This is a genomic window from Streptomyces ferrugineus, from assembly GCF_015160855.1.
Lineage (GTDB): Bacteria > Actinomycetota > Actinomycetes > Streptomycetales > Streptomycetaceae > Streptomyces > Streptomyces ferrugineus.
Window position 1 is genome coordinate 3136637 of record NZ_CP063373.1, and the last position, 16340, is coordinate 3152976.

At 68.4% G+C, this 16340-nt stretch carries 17 protein-coding genes; 15 read left to right on the forward strand and 2 right to left on the reverse strand.

Annotated elements, in window-relative coordinates:
• The first annotated feature begins 29 nt into the window (after window positions 1-29).
• Together IM697_RS14320 and IM697_RS14325 are read left to right on the forward strand one after the other, a co-directional pair.
• Window positions 30-932 carry a tRNA (adenine-N1)-methyltransferase gene (locus IM697_RS14320; RefSeq protein WP_194048071.1) on the forward strand — a complete coding sequence of 301 codons (903 nt, stop codon included), beginning with the start codon at window positions 30-32 and terminating at the stop codon, window positions 930-932.
• 259 nt (window positions 933-1191) lie between these two features.
• Entirely contained in the window at window positions 1192-1770 is a 579-nt protein-coding gene (locus IM697_RS14325; RefSeq protein ID WP_194048072.1) for a hypothetical protein, read from the forward strand.
• 58 nt (window positions 1771-1828) lie between these two features.
• Here IM697_RS14325 and IM697_RS14330 read toward each other — a convergent pair whose 3' ends face one another.
• Entirely contained in the window at window positions 1829-2134 is a 306-nt protein-coding gene (locus IM697_RS14330) for a ferredoxin (RefSeq protein ID WP_194048073.1), read from the reverse strand.
• Window positions 2135-2379: 245 nt separating this feature from the next.
• On the opposite strand from IM697_RS14330, the gene arc reads away from it, so the two are divergent.
• The 6 genes from arc to prcA all read left to right on the forward strand — a co-directional run bounded on the left by arc (window position 2380) and on the right by prcA (window position 8583).
• A complete protein-coding gene (arc, locus tag IM697_RS14335) occupies window positions 2380-4146 on the forward strand; it encodes a proteasome ATPase (protein WP_194048074.1) in 1767 nt (588 codons plus the stop codon).
• 236 nt (window positions 4147-4382) lie between these two features.
• Entirely contained in the window at window positions 4383-5894 is a 1512-nt protein-coding gene (dop, locus tag IM697_RS14340; RefSeq protein ID WP_407699628.1) for a depupylase/deamidase Dop, read from the forward strand.
• A 199-nt stretch (window positions 5895-6093) separates the two neighbouring features.
• Complete coding sequence (locus tag IM697_RS14345) at window positions 6094-6312, forward strand: ubiquitin-like protein Pup (protein ID WP_019757212.1); 219 nt, start codon at window positions 6094-6096, stop codon at window positions 6310-6312.
• A 129-nt stretch (window positions 6313-6441) separates the two neighbouring features.
• Window positions 6442-6954 carry an endonuclease VII domain-containing protein gene (locus IM697_RS14350; RefSeq protein ID WP_228044664.1) on the forward strand — a complete coding sequence of 171 codons (513 nt, stop codon included), beginning with the start codon at window positions 6442-6444 and terminating at the stop codon, window positions 6952-6954.
• Window positions 6906-7751 carry a proteasome subunit beta gene (prcB, locus tag IM697_RS14355; protein WP_194048076.1) on the forward strand — a complete coding sequence of 282 codons (846 nt, stop codon included), beginning with the start codon at window positions 6906-6908 and terminating at the stop codon, window positions 7749-7751. Before IM697_RS14350 ends, prcB begins: the two co-directional genes overlap by 49 nt.
• Before the next feature lie 61 nt (window positions 7752-7812).
• A complete protein-coding gene (prcA, locus tag IM697_RS14360) occupies window positions 7813-8583 on the forward strand; it encodes a proteasome subunit alpha (RefSeq protein ID WP_194048077.1) in 771 nt (256 codons plus the stop codon).
• Between the two features lie 65 nt (window positions 8584-8648).
• On the opposite strand, the gene IM697_RS14365 is transcribed toward prcA, so the two are convergent.
• On the reverse strand, window positions 8649-9665 hold the full coding sequence (locus IM697_RS14365; protein WP_194048078.1) for a LacI family DNA-binding transcriptional regulator: 1017 nt from the start codon (window positions 9663-9665) through the stop codon (window positions 8649-8651).
• Between the two features lie 97 nt (window positions 9666-9762).
• Here IM697_RS14365 and IM697_RS14370 point away from each other — a divergent pair, with 97 nt between their 5' ends.
• The 7 genes from IM697_RS14370 to IM697_RS14400 all read left to right on the forward strand — a co-directional run bounded on the left by IM697_RS14370 (window position 9763) and on the right by IM697_RS14400 (window position 16336).
• Window positions 9763-11022 carry an MFS transporter gene (locus IM697_RS14370; protein WP_194048079.1) on the forward strand — a complete coding sequence of 420 codons (1260 nt, stop codon included), beginning with the start codon at window positions 9763-9765 and terminating at the stop codon, window positions 11020-11022.
• Between the two features lie 9 nt (window positions 11023-11031).
• Window positions 11032-12393, forward strand: a complete 1362-nt coding sequence (gene pafA / locus IM697_RS14375; protein WP_194048080.1) for a Pup--protein ligase — start codon at window positions 11032-11034, stop codon at window positions 12391-12393.
• Between the two features lie 109 nt (window positions 12394-12502).
• Window positions 12503-13444 carry an FKBP-type peptidyl-prolyl cis-trans isomerase gene (locus tag IM697_RS14380; protein ID WP_194048081.1) on the forward strand — a complete coding sequence of 314 codons (942 nt, stop codon included), beginning with the start codon at window positions 12503-12505 and terminating at the stop codon, window positions 13442-13444.
• A 61-nt stretch (window positions 13445-13505) separates the two neighbouring features.
• Window positions 13506-13877: an FKBP-type peptidyl-prolyl cis-trans isomerase gene (locus tag IM697_RS14385; RefSeq protein WP_194048082.1), complete on the forward strand. Its 372-nt coding sequence runs from the start codon at window positions 13506-13508 to the stop codon at window positions 13875-13877.
• 158 nt (window positions 13878-14035) lie between these two features.
• A complete protein-coding gene (locus IM697_RS14390; RefSeq protein ID WP_194048083.1) occupies window positions 14036-14989 on the forward strand; it encodes a helix-turn-helix transcriptional regulator in 954 nt (317 codons plus the stop codon).
• Between the two features lie 19 nt (window positions 14990-15008).
• On the forward strand, window positions 15009-16049 hold the full coding sequence (locus IM697_RS14395; RefSeq protein ID WP_194048084.1) for a helix-turn-helix transcriptional regulator: 1041 nt from the start codon (window positions 15009-15011) through the stop codon (window positions 16047-16049).
• Window positions 16046-16336: a hypothetical protein gene (locus tag IM697_RS14400; RefSeq protein WP_194048085.1), complete on the forward strand. Its 291-nt coding sequence runs from the start codon at window positions 16046-16048 to the stop codon at window positions 16334-16336. Before IM697_RS14395 ends, IM697_RS14400 begins: the two co-directional genes overlap by 4 nt.
• The last annotated feature ends 4 nt before the right edge of the window (window positions 16337-16340 follow it).

Consider the following 16340-nt stretch of genomic DNA (forward strand, 5'->3'; position numbering starts at 1 on the left):
GCCCCCGCAAACCCCGGTAGGCTGTTCACATGTCCGAACCGACCGGTGCCGCCCGCCGTCGCGGGCCCTTCAAGGTCGGGGACCAGGTACAGCTGACCGACCCCAAGGGCCGCCACTACACGTTCACGCTCGAAGCCGGGAAGAACTTCCACACCCACAAGGGTTCCTTCCCGCACGACGAACTGATCGGCGCACCCGAGGGCAGCGTTGTCCGCACCACCGGGAACGTCGCCTACCTCGCGCTGCGCCCCCTGCTCCCCGACTACGTCCTGTCCATGCCCCGCGGCGCCGCCGTGGTCTACCCCAAGGACGCGGGGCAGATCCTCGCCTTCGCCGACATCTTCCCCGGCGCCCGCGTCGTCGAGGCCGGCGTCGGCTCCGGCTCGCTCACCAGCTTCCTGCTGCGCGCCATCGGCGACCAGGGCATGCTGCACAGCTACGAGCGCCGCGAGGACTTCGCCGACATCGCCAAGCAGAACGTGGAGCGCTACTTCGGCGGCCCCCACCCCGCCTGGCAGCTCACCGTCGGTGACCTCCAGGACAACCTGAGCGACACCGACGTCGACCGCGTCATCCTAGACATGCTCGCCCCCTGGGAATGCCTCGAGGCCGTCTCCAAGGCACTCGTCCCCGGCGGCATCCTCTGCTGCTACGTCGCCACCACCACCCAGCTCGCCCGGACCGTCGAGTCGATCCGCGAGATCGGCTGCTTCAACGAGCCGACCGCCTGGGAGACGATGATCCGCAACTGGCACATCGAGGGCCTCGCCGTCCGGCCCGACCACCGGATGATCGGCCACACCGGCTTCCTGCTCACCGCCCGCCGCCTCGCCGACGGAGTCGAGCCGCCCATGCGCCGACGCCGCCCCGCCAAGGGCGCCTACGGCGAGGACTACGAAGGCCCCAACGCCGACGGCGGCAGCGGCCGCTGAGGCAGCCTCCCACCGCGTTCAACGTACAAGCGCTGTGGTCGAGTTCCGGGGAGGAGCCCGGAACTCGACCACAGCGCCTTTTCGTTGACACGCCGACAGCAACCGACAACTCGGAGTGCCGCAGACCCCGTCCACCGCACCGACCACGCGACATCCGGCACCGGAACTCCACACCCCTGCCGTTCCCCCGCACTGTGACGTGTGGCACGATGCTGGCCACCCACCCCCACCGGCACAGCCCTCACAGGAGACACTCCTAGTGCAGCAATCCGCCGTCCCGGAACTGGCACACACCCACACCCGGCCCATCCACTGGCTCGCCACCGCCACAGCGGTCGCCGGTGTCGTGGCGTTCTCCTCGGTCCTGCAGCCCAACCCGGCGACAGCGGCCCAGCCGGCCGGCCCGGAACCACGGCACGCCCCCGCGGCCGCCGCGGCCCCCGACCCCGCACGCGTCGACTTCCCCCTCGAATGCGGCCCGGTGAAAGCGATCGTGGTGAAGAAGGCCACCGGAGACCTCGACGGCGACGGCAGCCCCGAAACCGTGGCCGTCGTGCACTGCGACTCACCCATGGGCACCCCGCCCGACGGCGTCTACGTCCTCACCCGCGCCAAGGACACCGCCGCGGCCCGCCTCGTCGCGACCCTCGTCGACCCGAAGGACAGCAACACCGTCAGTGACATCACCGTCCGTGACGGAGCCGTCGAGGCCGACCTGCTCGGCTACTCGTCCGACGACGTACCGCGCTGCTGCCCCGACGTGAAGGACAACGCGAAATGGCAGTGGAAGAACGGCGCGTTCGCCCGCTCGACACCCTCCGGTGCCCGCAGCGTCTGATCTCCGCCACCGACCGCTGTGAGAAATCAGACAGTCGTAACACCCCGTACGGGACCGGTCACTCGGCGTCCGGGCCGAACATCTCGACCTTGTCCGAAACCCGACGCACATGGATGCACTCGCCCGGGCACTCCCGCGCCGAGTCCACCACATCGGTGAGAAGCGGCAGCGGCACGGGCGTTGTAGCCCCGCTGGCCTGCAAAAGCTCGTCTCCGGCGCCCTTCACATAGGCCAGACCGTCGATGTCCAGCTCGAACACCTCGGGCGCGTACTGGGCGCAGATCCCGTCCCCGGTGCAGAGATCCTGATCGATCCAGACCTCCAGCGCCTCACCCTCGACCCCGGCCGTCCGCTCCACGCTCATCTCTCCTGCCGCTTCCTGCGTCGAGCCGAACGGGAATCCGGCCAGCTCTGACGGGTGTTGAACGCTTCGACCCTACCTTCGACTGGGTTCCAATCATGTGCGGTGGGTATTCCCCTGGCGTGAGGGAGAGCGCAAGGGTGAAGATCGGACACACCCCGACCGTCTTTGTGATCTAGGGGTTTCAATCGACACCCACCCAGGTAGGGTCTGGAAGCGTCCAGCTCCCCTTGGAGGAGGTGAGGACCGTGGCAGCCCACGACGACGACATGAACCGCGGCATCCGCCCGGGACGGGGGTCCGAAGACCCGGCCGGGCAGATCGCCTACCTTGAGCAGGAGATCGCCGTCCTGCGACGCAAGCTCGCCGACTCTCCGCGACACACGAGGATTCTCGAAGAGCGGATCGTCGAGTTGCAGACCAACCTGGCCGGCGTGTCCGCACAGAACGAGCGACTCGCCAACACGCTCCGTGAGGCCCGCGACCAGATCGTGGCCCTCAAGGAGGAAGTCGACCGGCTCGCACAGCCACCGGCCGGCTTCGGCGTCTTCCTCGCCGCGAACGAGGACGGCACCGCCGACATCTTCACCGGAGGCCGCAAACTCCGCGTGAACGTCAGCCCGAGCGTCGAACTCGACGACCTCCGGCGCGGCCAGGAACTGATGCTCAACGAAGCGCTCAACGTGGTCGAAGCCATGGAATTCGAGCGCGTCGGGGACATCGTCACCCTCAAGGAGATCCTCGAGGACGGCGAACGCGCCCTGGTGCTCGGGCACACCGACGAGGAACGGGTGGTACGGCTCGCCGAGCCGCTGCTGGGCGTCACCATCCGACCCGGCGACGCCCTCCTGCTCGAACCCCGCTCCGGCTACGTCTACGAGATCGTCCCCAAGAGCGAGGTCGAGGAACTCGTCCTCGAAGAAGTACCGGACATCGGCTACGAATCCATCGGCGGCCTCGGCAACCAGATCGAAATGATCCGCGACGCCGTCGAGCTCCCGTACCTCTACCCCGACCTGTTCAAGGAGCACGAACTGCGGCCGCCCAAGGGCGTCCTCCTGTACGGGCCCCCCGGATGCGGCAAGACACTCATCGCCAAGGCCGTGGCCAACTCGCTGGCCAAAAAGGTCGCCGAGGTCACCGGCCAGGCCGCCGGCAAGAGCTTCTTCCTCAACATCAAGGGCCCCGAGCTCCTCAACAAGTACGTCGGCGAGACCGAGCGGCAGATCCGCCTCGTCTTCCAGCGCGCCCGTGAGAAGGCCAGCGAGGGCACACCCGTCATCGTCTTCTTCGACGAGATGGAATCCCTCTTCCGCACCCGCGGCTCCGGCGTCAGCTCGGACGTGGAGAACACCATCGTCCCCCAGCTGCTCGCCGAGATCGACGGCGTCGAGGGCCTGCAGAACGTGGTCGTGATCGGCGCCTCCAACCGCGAGGACATGATCGACCCCGCCATCCTGCGCCCCGGCCGCCTGGACGTGAAGATCAAGATCGAGCGTCCCGACGCCGAGGCCGCCAAGGACATCTTCGGCAAGTACCTCACCGAACGCCTCCCGCTGCACTCCGAGGACCTCGGCGAACACAGCGGCAGCAAGGCGTCCACGGTCCAGAGCATGATCCAGACCGCGGTCGAGCAGATGTACGCCGAGTCCGAGGAGAACCGCTTCCTGGAGGTCACCTACGCCAACGGCGACAAGGAAGTCCTCTACTTCAAGGACTTCAACTCCGGCGCCATGATCGAGAACATCGTGGGCCGCGCCAAGAAGATGGCGATCAAGGACTTCCTCGAGCACAACCAGAAGGGTCTGCGCGTCTCCCACCTCCTCCAGGCCTGCGTGGACGAGTTCAAGGAGAACGAAGACCTGCCCAACACCACCAACCCGGACGACTGGGCCCGAATCTCCGGAAAGAAGGGCGAACGGATCGTCTACATCCGCACCCTCATCACCGGAAAGCAGGGCGCGGACACCGGACGCTCCATCGACACGGTGGCCAACACCGGTCAGTACCTGTAAAAGACAGGGCGGCTGCGGGTGCCCTCACCGGGTACCCGCAGCCCACTGTTTTTCAGGCGGAGGCTCGCAGGCGAGGCAATGACGCAAATGATCTCCCCACCAGGGCAAAGGCGCTCTAGGCTCTTCCGTACCGCCGAGTCGCGCAGTGCGGGGACGGGCACCGCACACGCAACCGAGCGCCAGCGGTACTTGTGCGGCGCCCACGACCGAGGGTGCCGCCGGGCAAGGAGGGCCGCATGACCGTACGGCGAGTAATGGGCATCGAGACGGAGTACGGGATCTCCGTCCCCGGCCACCCCAACGCCAATGCCATGCTCACCTCATCCCAGATCGTCAACGCCTACGCGGCGGCGATGCACCGGGCCCGCCGGGCCCGCTGGGACTTCGAGGAGGAGAACCCGCTGCGGGATGCGCGAGGCTTCGACCTCGCCCGCGAGGCCGCCGACGCCAGCCAGCTCACCGACGAGGACATCGGTCTCGCCAACGTGATCCTCACCAACGGCGCACGGCTCTACGTCGACCACGCACACCCCGAATACAGCGCCCCCGAGGTCACCAACCCGCGCGACGCCGTCCTCTGGGACAAAGCCGGCGAGCGCATCATGGCCGAGGCCGCCGAACGCGCCGCCCAGCTGCCCGGCGCCCAGCCCATCCACCTCTACAAGAACAACACCGACAACAAGGGCGCCTCCTACGGCACGCACGAGAACTACCTGATGAAGCGGGAGACCCCCTTCTCCGACATCGTGCGCCACCTCACCCCCTTCTTCGTCTCCCGCCAGGTCTTCGCCGGAGCCGGCCGCGTCGGCATCGGCCAGGACGGCCACGAACACGGCTTCCAGCTCAGCCAGCGCGCCGACTACTTCGAAGTGGAGGTCGGCCTGGAGACCACCCTGAAGCGCCCGATCATCAACACCCGCGACGAGCCCCACGCCGACGCCGAAAAGTACCGCCGCCTCCACGTGATCATCGGCGACGCGAACCTCTCGGAGATCTCGACGTACCTGAAGCTGGGCACCACGGCGCTGGTCCTGTCGATGATCGAAGACGGCTTCATCGCGGTGGACCTGGCCGTCGACCAGCCGGTTCGCACGCTGCACCAGGTCTCGCACGACCCGTCCCTGAAGCGGCTCATCACCCTCCGTAGCGGCCGCACACTCACCGCCGTCCAGCTCCAGATGGAGTACTACGAGCTCTCCCGCAAGTACGTCGAGGAGCGCTACGGCGCGGACGCCGACGACCAGACCAAGGACATCCTGTCCCGGTGGGAGGACACCCTCAACCGCCTCGAGCGCGACCCCATGAGCCTCGCCGGCGAACTGGACTGGGTCGCCAAACGGGAGCTCATGGAGGGCTACCGCCGCCGCGACAACCTCGACTGGGACGCCGCCAAGCTCCACCTCCTCGACCTCCAGTACGCCGACGTGCGCCCCGAGAAGGGCCTCTACAACCGTCTGGCGGCCCGCGGCCGCATGAAGCGCCTCATGGACGAGGAGACCGTCGAACGGGCGAAGGCGAAGCCGCCGGAGGACACACGCGCGTACTTCCGAGGCCGCTGCCTGGAGCAGTACGCCGACGACGTCGCCGCCGCCTCCTGGGACTCCGTGATCTTCGACCTGCCCGGCCGGGACTCCCTCCAGCGCGTTCCAACCCTCGAACCACTTCGCGGAACGCGAAATCACGTCAAGGAACTCCTGGACCGCTGCCGCACAGCAGAAGACCTGGTCAGGGTCCTGTCAGGCGGCTGAGCGGCTGGCGGGCCATATCGGCCGGACATCGGCTGAGCGGGGTGGAAAACCCGGCGTCCGGGAATCATCGAGGTGGTCCCCGTACGTTGGAGAAACTGCGGGGCCGATGTCAGACCCGGCTTGTAGGGTCTGATCATCACCGATCGGCAGGAAAGCCGACCTGTCGACCATGTCGGGCGAACTGAGCGGGGTGAGGGATATGGCAACCAAGGACACCGGCGGCGGACAGCAGAAGGCCACGCGTTCCACTGAGGAGGTCGAGGAGCAGGCGGCTGAGACGCAGGCTTCTGAGGACCTCAAGGAGCGGCAGGAGAAGCTGAGCGATGACGTCGACTCGGTTCTGGACGAAATCGATGATGTGCTCGAGGAGAACGCAGAGGATTTCGTTCGCTCATTTGTGCAAAAAGGTGGGCAGTAGGCCGCTTTTCCCTTCGAATCGAAGGTCTGCGGCTGACGGGGGCATCGAGTGCAAGAAGAGCAAGGTGTGAAGCGCTGTCCGCGGTGCGAGGAGGATAAGCCGCGGACAGCCTTCGCAAGGAACAAGGCGATGCGTGATGGGCTGCAGGTCTACTGCCGGGAGTGCGCGTCGGCGTACCACCAGGCGCGGCAGGTGGCCAAGGGGCGCAACGTGCGGCCGCGAGTGGACGTACCCGCAGGCCACAAGTACTGCCGCACGTGCGGCAAGATCAAACCGCACAGTGAGTGGACGCGGAATCGCAGCGCTTCGGACGGCTTCGCGACGCTCTGCAAGTCATGCAAGGCGATTAAGGGGCGGGCTGGCCACCTCAAGCGTCACTACGGCATCACCGAAGCCGAACGCGACGAGATGATCGCCTCTCAAATGGGGCTCTGCGTGATCTGCCTGAAAGCTCCGGCCGTACATGTGGATCACTGCCACGAGACGGGTAGGGTCCGTGGCGTACTGTGCTTCAACTGCAATTCGGCCATCGGCAAGTTGGGAGACGATCCCGACGCCGTCCGCCGGGCCGCCGCTTACTTGGAAGGAATCGCGTGGAAGCCAACACTCGTAGCACCGGGCGTCTACCAGCTGCCTTCCTGACGCCTGGGTCGTCCTCGTTCATGGACTTTCTCTCCGAGCATCAGCCGGAGATGTTGCCCGGTAAGCGTCAACTGCCGCCCACACAGGGTGTGATCGAGGCGCCGCACGGCACCACGATCGTGGCCACGACCTTCCCTGGAGGCGTTGTCCTCGCTGGTGACCGGCGCGCCACCATGGGCAATGTCATCGCCCAGCGTGACATCGAGAAGGTGTTCCCGGCGGACGAGTACTCGGCCGTCGGTATCGCCGGCACCGCCGGTCTGGCTGTCGAGATGGTCAAGCTCTTCCAGTTGGAGCTGGAGCACTTCGAGAAGGTCGAGGGCGCTCAGCTCTCGCTGGAGGGCAAGGCGAACCGGCTGTCGACCATGATCCGGTCCAACCTGGGCATGGCCATGCAAGGGCTGGCTGTGGTGCCGCTCTTCGCGGGGTTCGACGTCGACCGGGAGAAGGGGCGGATTTTCTCCTACGACGTGACCGGTGGTCGTTCGGAGGAGCAGGGTTTCGCCGCCACCGGCTCGGGTTCGATCTTCGCGCGTGGCGCCATGAAGAAGCTCTTCCGTGATGACCTCACCGAGGCCGAGGCCACGACACTCGTCGTGCAGGCCCTGTACGACGCGGCTGACGACGACTCGGCGACCGGTGGTCCCGATGTCGCCCGCCGGATCTACCCGATCGTCACCGTGATCACCGAGGACGGTTTCCGTCGGCTCGGCGATGACGAGTCCTCCGAGATCGCGCGTTCCATTCTGGAGCGGCGCCTGGAGCAGCCCGACGGCCCGCGGGCCGCGCTGCTGTAGGCGGCGGGTTCGGTCTTATCAAGGTGATCCTGTGACTTCGACAGAAAGGGACGGATAACCGGTGTCGACGCCGTTCTATGTCTCACCCCAGCAGGCCATGGCCGACCGGGCGGAGTACGCCCGCAAGGGCATCGCCCGTGGTCGCAGCCTGGTTGTGCTGCAGTATGCCGATGGCATCGTGTTCGTCGGCGAGAACCCGTCCCGTGCGCTGCACAAGTTCAGCGAGATCTATGACCGGATCGGTTTCGCGGCCGCCGGCAAGTACAACGAGTACGAGAATCTGCGGATCGGTGGCGTCCGCTACGCCGATCTTCGTGGTTACACCTATGACCGTGATGACGTGACGGCTCGGGGTCTGGCGAACGTGTACGCGCAGACGCTGGGCACGATTTTCTCGTCCGCGGCCGAGAAGCCGTATGAGGTGGAGCTGGTCGTCGCCGAGGTGGGGGAGACCCCTGAGGGTGATCAGATCTATCGGCTGCCTCATGACGGGTCGATCGTGGATGAGCACGGTTCGGTGGCGGTCGGCGGCAATGCCGAGTTGATCAGTAATTATCTGGATCAGCGTCATCAGGACGGTATGAGTCTTGCCGAGGCGCTGAAGCTGGCGGTGCAGGCGTTGTCCCGTGAGTCGAACGGTACGCAGCGGGAGATCCCGGCCGAGCGTCTCGAGGTCGCGGTGCTGGACCGTACGCGTCCGCAGTCGCGGAAGTTCAAGCGCATCGTGGGTCGTCAGCTGGGTCGCTTGCTGGAGGCCGGCGGTGCGGCGACCGAGGCCGAGAGTTCCGAGAACGGTGAGGACTCGGAGGAGTCCGGCGCCTCCGAGGAGTAGTTCCGCTTCGCCCGTACTGTGCCCTGGCCGCCCGCTCGGCCGGGGCACAGGGCGTTCAGGGGGTGTCAGGGCACGCTGGGCGGGGCTGTGGAGCCTCGGACGACGAGCTGGACCGGAATGTCGCCCTCCTCGGGTTCGCGGCCTTCCAGGACGGCCAGGAGGGCTTGCATGCCCCGTTCCCCGAAGAGTTCGGCGTCGAGTCGGACGGTGGTGAGTTCGGGGTCGATGGCGGTGGCGAGGGCGAGGTCATCGAGGCCGGTGACGGAGATGTCGTCGGGGATGCGCAGGCCGAGGCGTCGTGCGGCCTTGTAGGCGCCGGCGGCGAGTTTGTCGTCGTCGCAGATGATCGCCGTGGGGCGGGGGCCTTTGGCGGAGAGGGCGGTGCCGGCGGCGGCCAGGGCGCCTTCGATGGCGATGGGTGCCTGGACGGTGAGCAGTGAGGTGCCGGGTACGTGGCCGATGCGTGTGGCGAGCTCGCGTGCGCGTACGTCGAAGGTCCAGGAGGCCACGTCGGCCGCGAGGTGCAGGAAACGGCGGTGGCCGAGGCCGAGCAGGTGTTCGGCGACCTGTCGGACGCCGTCGGTGATGTCGAGGTTCACGGTCGCGGCGCCGAGGCTGCCCTCGGGGTCGCTGTCGAGCATGACGAGGGGGAGCTGGTCGCCGCGGATGGCGGTGAGGGCGTCGGCGGCCATGGAGGAGGCGATGACGCCGTCGAGGGCGGCCTGTGCGGAGGCGAAGGGGTCGCGGGCCGGGCCGATGCCTTCGGGGGAGGGGTAGAGGACGACGCCGAAGCCGTGCTGGGCGGCGATGCGGGCGGCGCCGGTGTAGACGCCCGCGAAGAATTCGGTGGTGAGGGCGGGGACCACCAGGAGCACGGTGCGGGTGCGGCCGAGGCGCAGGTTGCGGGCGGCGAGGTTGGGGCGGTAGCCGAGTTCGCGGGCTGCCTGGCGGACGCGTTCGGCCGTGGTCTCGGAGACGCGGCCGCGCCATTTGTCGCCGAGGACGAGGGAGACCGCGGCCTGGGAGACGCCCGCTGCCTGGGCGACGTCTCGGCTGGTGGGGCGGGTGCTGCCGGGTGCCACCGTCCGCCTGCTCCTTCGTCTGGACTCGTGAACAGGGCTCATGGTACGTATGACGCAGGGCGTTATACGTAAAACTTGGTGGAGGGCGGCGCGGCTGATGACCGGCGCATATGTGGAGATCCTCAGGGCGAGGCACGCCGCCCGGCTGCTCGTCGGCACGCTCATAGGGAGGTTGCCGAACGCGGTGGCCGCGCTCGCGATCGTGCTGTTCGTGCGTGCGGAGGGCGGTTCGTACAGTCTGGCCGGGGCGCTGGCGGCGGTGTACGGGGTCGCCAACGCGGTGGGTCAGCCCTTGCTGGGGCGGCTGGTGGACCTGTACGGGCAGCCGAGGGTGCAGCTGCCCGCGGCGGTCGCCTCGGCGCTGGCGATGGCCGTGTTCGCCTTCGCGGGCATCGGCGCGCTGACGACGGCCTACGTCGCGGTGGCGGCCGCCGGGCTGTTCACGCCGCCGCTGGAGGGCGGTCTGCGGGCGCTGTGGTCGTCGGTCCTGCACAAGGAGGGCCAGGTGCACACGGCGTATGCGATGGACGCGGTGGCGCAGGAAGTCATGTTCACGGTGGGTCCGTTGCTGCTGACGCTGTGCGCGTCGCTGTGGTCGGCGCAGGCGGCGCTGCTGGTGCTGAACGTGATCGGGGTGCTCGGCGCGCTGTCGGTGGTGGTGTCGCCGCCTTCGCGCGCGTGGCGCTCGGCGCCGCGTGAGGCGCACTGGCTGGGGGCGCTGCGTTCGGCGGGGCTGCTGGTGCTGCTGGCCGCGTTCCTGTTCGTCGGGGTGGCGATGGGGTCGATCGCGGTGGCGGCGGTGTCGTACGCGGACGACAACGGCGGCGATGTGGTGTACGGCTGGCTGATGGCGGGCCTGGGGCTGGGCGCGCTGGTCGGTGGCACGGTGTACGGGGCGCGGCAGTGGGGCGGGGAGCCGGCGCGGCGACTACGGGTGCTGGTAGCGCTTCTGGCGGTGTGTTACCTGCCGCTGATGCTGATGCCGGGCGCGGTGGCCATGACCCTGTTGGCGGTGCTCGCGGGGGTGTTCCTGGCGCCGTGCATCGCGTGTGCGTTCGTACTGGTGGACCATCATGCGCCGCGGGGGACGGTCACCGAGGCGTTCTCCTGGCTGGTGACGACGTTCACGGTGGGCGCGTCGGTCGGTACGGGCCTTGCGGGGCCGGTGGTCGAGGCGGGCGGGGCCTTCTGGGGGTTCGCCGTGCCGGGGGCCGCGGGGGCGGTGTCGTTGCTGGTCCTGCTGGCCACGGGGCGGGTCCTCGCAGCTCCCGCCAGGGGTGCGGTCGTTGCGGCTTCATCGGAAAATGATCCAAACCGTGCTGCCGAACCCCGTTTCAGCTCAGGGGATCGGGCGTAATGTTCAGTCATGGACCGCCGCATTTTCGGGCTGGAGAACGAGTACGGCGTCACGTGCACGTTCAGGGGACAGCGCCGCCTGTCGCCTGACGAGGTGGCGCGGTACCTCTTCCGCCGTGTCGTGTCATGGGGCCGCAGCAGCAATGTCTTTCTGCGGAACGGCGCCCGCCTCTATCTCGACGTGGGATCGCATCCGGAATACGCGACACCCGAGTGTGACAACGTGACCGAGCTGGTCACCCACGACAAGGCCGGCGAACGCATTCTGGAAGGACTCCTGGTAGACGCGGAACGACGCCTGCACGAGGAGGGAATCGCGGGCGACGTCTACCTCTTCAAGAACAACACCGACTCGGCGGGCAACTCCTACGGTTGCCACGAGAACTACCTCGTGGCGCGGCACGGGGAGTTCTCCCGGCTCGCGGACATCCTCATTCCGTTCCTCGTCACGCGTCAGCTTCTGTGTGGTGCCGGCAAGGTGCTGCAGACGCCGCGCGGCGCGGTCTACTGCGTCAGCCAGCGGGCCGAGCACATCTGGGAGGGCGTCTCCTCGGCGACGACCCGCTCCCGGCCCATCATCAACACCCGCGACGAGCCCCACGCGGACGCCGAGCGCTACCGGCGGCTGCATGTCATCGTGGGCGACTCCAACATGTCCGAGACGACCATGCTGCTCAAGGTCGGCGCCACCGACCTGGTGCTGCGCATGATCGAGGCGGGCACGGTGATGCGCGATCTGACCCTGGAGAACCCGATCCGGGCGATCCGCGAGGTCAGCCACGACATCACGGGCCGGCGCAAGGTGCGGCTGGCCAGTGGCCGGGAGGCCTCGGCGCTGGAGGTGCAGCGCGAGTACTACGAGAAGGCCGTGGACTTCTGCGAGCGCCGCGGGATCCGTACGGGCACGGTCGAGCAGGTCCTGGAGCTGTGGGGCCGCACCCTGGACGCGATCGAGACCGAGGACCTCGACCGTATCGGCACCGAGATCGACTGGGTGATGAAGTACAAGCTCATCGAGCGGTACCGGGCCAAGCACAACATGACCATGTCGCATCCGCGGGTCGCGCAGATAGACCTCGCCTACCACGACATCCACCGGCGTCGTGGCCTGTACTACCTGCTGGAGAAGAAGGGGCAGGCGGCGCGGATCTGCAACGACTTGAAGATCTTCGAGGGCAAGTCCGTTCCGCCGCAGACCACCAGGGCCCGGCTGCGCGGCGATTTCATCCGCAGGGCCCAGGAACAGCGCCGCGACTTCACCGTGGACTGGGTCCATCTCAAGCTCAATGACCAGGCGCAGCGCACGGTGTTGTGCAAGGACCCGTTCCGTTCGGTGGACGACCGGGTGGAGAAACTGATCGCCGGAATGTGACCCCGGGATTGAGGAAACGTGCCACGGGCCCCGTACGTTCTCGTACGGGGCCCGTCGCGCAGCCTAGAGTGGCGGGCGACCACAGTGCTGTCTGAGATCTGAGGAACACGTGCGCCGAATTGCAGGCCTTCTTGTCGTGCCGCTGCTGCTGCTCTCAGCGTCGGCGTGCGGCAGCGACGACAAGGGCTCCGACTCCAGCTCGACCCAGAACGGAGTGCCCGCGATCACCAAGGGCGCCGAGTTCGGGCAGAAGCCGACCCTGGCCAAGGGGGAGGGCGATCCGCCGAAGGAGCTGAAGGTCGAGGTCATCAAGGAGGGGGACGGCGCCGAGCTCAAGAAGGGCGATGCGGCCGAGGTGAACTACCTCGGCCAGGAGTACGACGAGTCGAAGCCGTTCGACAACAGCTTCGACCGCGGCCAGCCGTTCTCGCTCACCCTGGGTGCGGGCGGTGTCATCAAGGGCTGGGACAGCGGCCTGCAGGGGCAGAAGGTCGGCAGCCGGGTCGAGCTGGTCATCCCACCGGACCAGGGCTACGGCCCGCAGGGCCAGGGCGAGATCAAGGGCAACGCGACGCTCGTGTTCGTCGTGGATATCGTGAAGGGCACGTCCATCCCCGCCTCGGCCAAGGGCACGGAGGTCGCCCAGGACAGCACCGATCTGCCGAAGGTCGGTACGAACACGGACGGCAAGGCGCCTGAGGTGACCATGCCGAAGGACACCGACCCGCCGAAGAAGCTGGTCTCCAACTACGTCCTGGAGAGCGACGGCGCCGTCGTCAAGGGCACCGACTCCGTGGTGGTGAACTATGTCGCGCTGCTGTGGGAGGGCGGCAAGAAGTTCGACAGCACGTACCAGAGGGGGAAGACGGAGACGTTCGCGCTGGACCAGATGGCGATCAAGGGTCTGAAGAACGGTCTCGCGGGCAAGAAGGCCGGCAGTCGGGTGCTGCTGGTCCTGCCGCCGGACCAGGCCTTCGGTGACCAGGAGCAGCAGGGCATCCCGAAGAACTCCACGCTGGTCTTCGCCGTCGACATCCTCGCCGTGATGTAAGACTGGGCAGGTTGCCCATAGTCATCGCGTATGACGTACGCACCACAGAGGAGTCACTGCAGTGAGCATGGAGAAGCCCGAGATCGACTTCCCCGGCGGCGAGCCCCCGGCGGACCTCGAGATCAAGGACATCTGGGAGGGCGACGGCGAGGTCGCGCAGGCGGGCCAGACCGTCACCGTGCACTACGTGGGCGTGTCCTTCAGCACGGGTGAGGAGTTCGACGCCAGCTGGAACCGCGGTACGCCGTTCCGCTTCCCGCTGGGCGGCGGCCGCGTCATCAAGGGCTGGGACCTGGGCGTGCAGGGCATGAAGGTCGGCGGCCGCCGCCAGCTGACCATCCCGGCGCACCTCGCCTACGGCAACCAGAGCCCCACCCCGGCGATCAAGCCCGGTGAGACCCTGATCTTCGTGGTCGACCTGCTCGGTGTCTGATCCTCGCGACCGATCGGCGAACGACTGATCGGCGCGCGACCGGACCCGACTGCCTGGGGCCCATGCCTGTGCGGGCATGGGCCCTCGGCTTTTGCCCCGCCACTTCGGGGCGGTACGGTCATCGTCCGTAAGCACCATAGGGAAGGCGAAGGGCGTCGATGGCCATTGCCAAGGCCGAGCGGCTCATGAACCTGGCGCTGTGTCTGCTCGGGACGCGGCGGCCGCTGAGCAAGCGCGAGCTGCGTGAGTCCATCGAGGCCTATCTGGAAGCCGGCTCCGACGACTCCTTCAACCGGATGTTCGAGCGCGACAAGGACGATCTGCGCGAGCTCGGCCTGGTCATCGAGACCGTCGAGAACCTCGACGGCGAGGTCGGCTATCTGGCCCGCCGCGACAGCAACCGGCTGCCGCCCATCACCCTCGACGCCGAGGAGGCCGCCGCCCTGGGCCTGGCCGCCAAGGTGTGGCAGCAGGCCCGGCTCGCGGGCGCGGCCAGCGGTGCCCTGCAGAAGCTGCGCGCGGCCGGGCTGCCGGAGGACGTCGACCCGTACGAGGCGCATGGCGCGCTCGAGCCCCGTATCCCGGTGCACGAGGCCGCGTTCGAGCCGCTGATGCTGGCCTGCCGGGACCGTCGCCCGGTCGTCTTCGACTACCGCAAGGCCACCGCCGCCCGCCCCGAGCCGCGGCATGTGGAGCCGTGGGCGCTGGAGTGCTGGCGCGGCCACTGGTATCTGGCGGGCTGGGACCGCGACCGCGGCGCCGAGCGGGTGTTCCGGCTGTCGAGGATCACCGGCAGGGTGCGCAGCCGCAGTGGCCGCTTCACCGCCGAGGTCCCCGATGTCGTCACCGTGCGGGAGACGGTCGCGAGTTGGGCGGGGGAGACCGCCGACCGCTCCGCGCTGATCCGGCTGCGGACGGACGCCGGGTACCCCCTTCGGGCGAAGGCCACCGCGGTGCGGGAACTCGGGGACGGCTGGGACGAGTTGGAGATTCCGTACGGTCATGGCCTGGATGCCTGGCTGGTGGAGTTCGGGCCGGACGTGGTGGTCCTGGAGCCCGCCGAGTTGCGGGCCGACGTGATGGACCGGCTGCGTGCCGTGGCCAAGGGCTGAGGGGGAGCGGAGCGAGACAGTGGCAGGCAAACCGGTCAGGCCCGTCAACGCCATCGACCAGACCCGGCGGATGCTGTCCCTGGTGACGTATCTGAAGGAGCGCCCCGGTGCCCGCGTCGAGGACGTGGCGCGCGCCTTCGGGGTCTCCGAGGACGAGCTGGTCTCCGACCTCGACGTGCTGCCCATGTGCGGCACCAGCTTCCGCGGCGGCGATCTGCTCGACATCGACACCGACGGCGAGCGCATCTGGTGGCACAACCCCGACGACGTCGCCGAGCCGCTGCGGATCGCCGCCGACGAGGCGACCGCGCTGCTGGTGGCCGCCCGAGCCGTGGCGACCCTGCCCGGGCTGCGCGAGAGCGACCGGCAGGCGCTGCTGCGGGCGACCGCCAAGGTGGAGGCGGCGTCGGGGGAGGCGGCCGGCGCCAGCGCCCGGCTGTCGGTGACCTTCGAGTCCGAGGGCGGTGTCTTCGCCGACGTGGACCGGGCGATCTCCGAGCGGCGCCGGCTGTGGATCCGCTACTACTCGCCGGCCCGCGACGAGGTCACCGAGCGCGAGATCGACCCCATCCGCCTGGTCAGCGTCGGCCACACCTATGTCGAGGCGTGGTGCCGGCGCTCCGAGGCGCGCCGCACCTTCCGGCTCGACCGGGTCGCCGAGATCAAGATCCTCGACGAGCTGTCCGCGCCGCCCGAGGTCGAGCTCAGGGACCTGTCCGAGGGGCTGGTGCAGCCCGCGGCGGAGGACCCGGAGGTCGTCGTCGAGGTCGGCCCGGGCGGACGCTGGGTCGCCGAGTACTACCCGCACGACAGCGCGGATGAGCTTGCGGACGGCGGGCTGCGTATCACCTTGCGCACCCCTGACCCGGCGTCGCTGCGGCGCCTGGCCCTGCGGCTGGGCCGTGACGGGCGGATCGTGTCGCCGCCCGAGCTGGCCGACAGCGCCCGGCGGGCGGCCCGCGAGGCCCTGGCGGCGTACGACGGGGTCGAGGTGCAGGAGTCCCACGGGACCCGTGTGGTTCAGGAGCGGCAGGACGACAGGCAGGAGCGAGGGCTTTGAGCGAGTCGGCTACGTCCGGGGTGCGGGAGATGACGGTGGCGTCGGCGTTCGCCGGGATGAGAAGCGTGACGCCGGTGGTGTTCAAGGCGGGCTGCCCGGACTGCCGGGGCCGTTTCGAACTCGCCGCGGGCGCCCTGCGGCTCGCCATCGGCGCCAGCAGCCGTACGACGTTCTACTCGTTCACCTGCCCCGAGTGCGGCGTCTCGGTGCGCAAGCCGGCCGGCGAGCGGATCGTGGAGCTGCTGACCGGCGGCGGGGTCAGCACCCTGCGGCTGCACACCCCGTAGGACG

Coding starts and splice junctions, on each gene's coding strand:
- IM697_RS14320 (WP_194048071.1), top strand. CDS start 30: ATGTCCGAACCGACCGGTGCCGCCCGCCGTCGCGGGCCCTTCAAGGTC.
- IM697_RS14330 (WP_194048073.1), bottom strand. CDS start 2,134: ATGAGCGTGGAGCGGACGGCCGGGGTCGAGGGTGAGGCGCTGGAGGTC.
- dop (WP_407699628.1), top strand. CDS start 4,383: ATGACCGTACGGCGAGTAATGGGCATCGAGACGGAGTACGGGATCTCC.
- IM697_RS14345 (WP_019757212.1), top strand. CDS start 6,094: ATGGCAACCAAGGACACCGGCGGCGGACAGCAGAAGGCCACGCGTTCC.
- IM697_RS14350 (WP_228044664.1), top strand. CDS start 6,442: ATGCGTGATGGGCTGCAGGTCTACTGCCGGGAGTGCGCGTCGGCGTAC.
- IM697_RS14370 (WP_194048079.1), top strand. CDS start 9,763: ATGACCGGCGCATATGTGGAGATCCTCAGGGCGAGGCACGCCGCCCGG.
- pafA (WP_194048080.1), top strand. CDS start 11,032: ATGGACCGCCGCATTTTCGGGCTGGAGAACGAGTACGGCGTCACGTGC.
- IM697_RS14390 (WP_194048083.1), top strand. CDS start 14,036: ATGGCCATTGCCAAGGCCGAGCGGCTCATGAACCTGGCGCTGTGTCTG.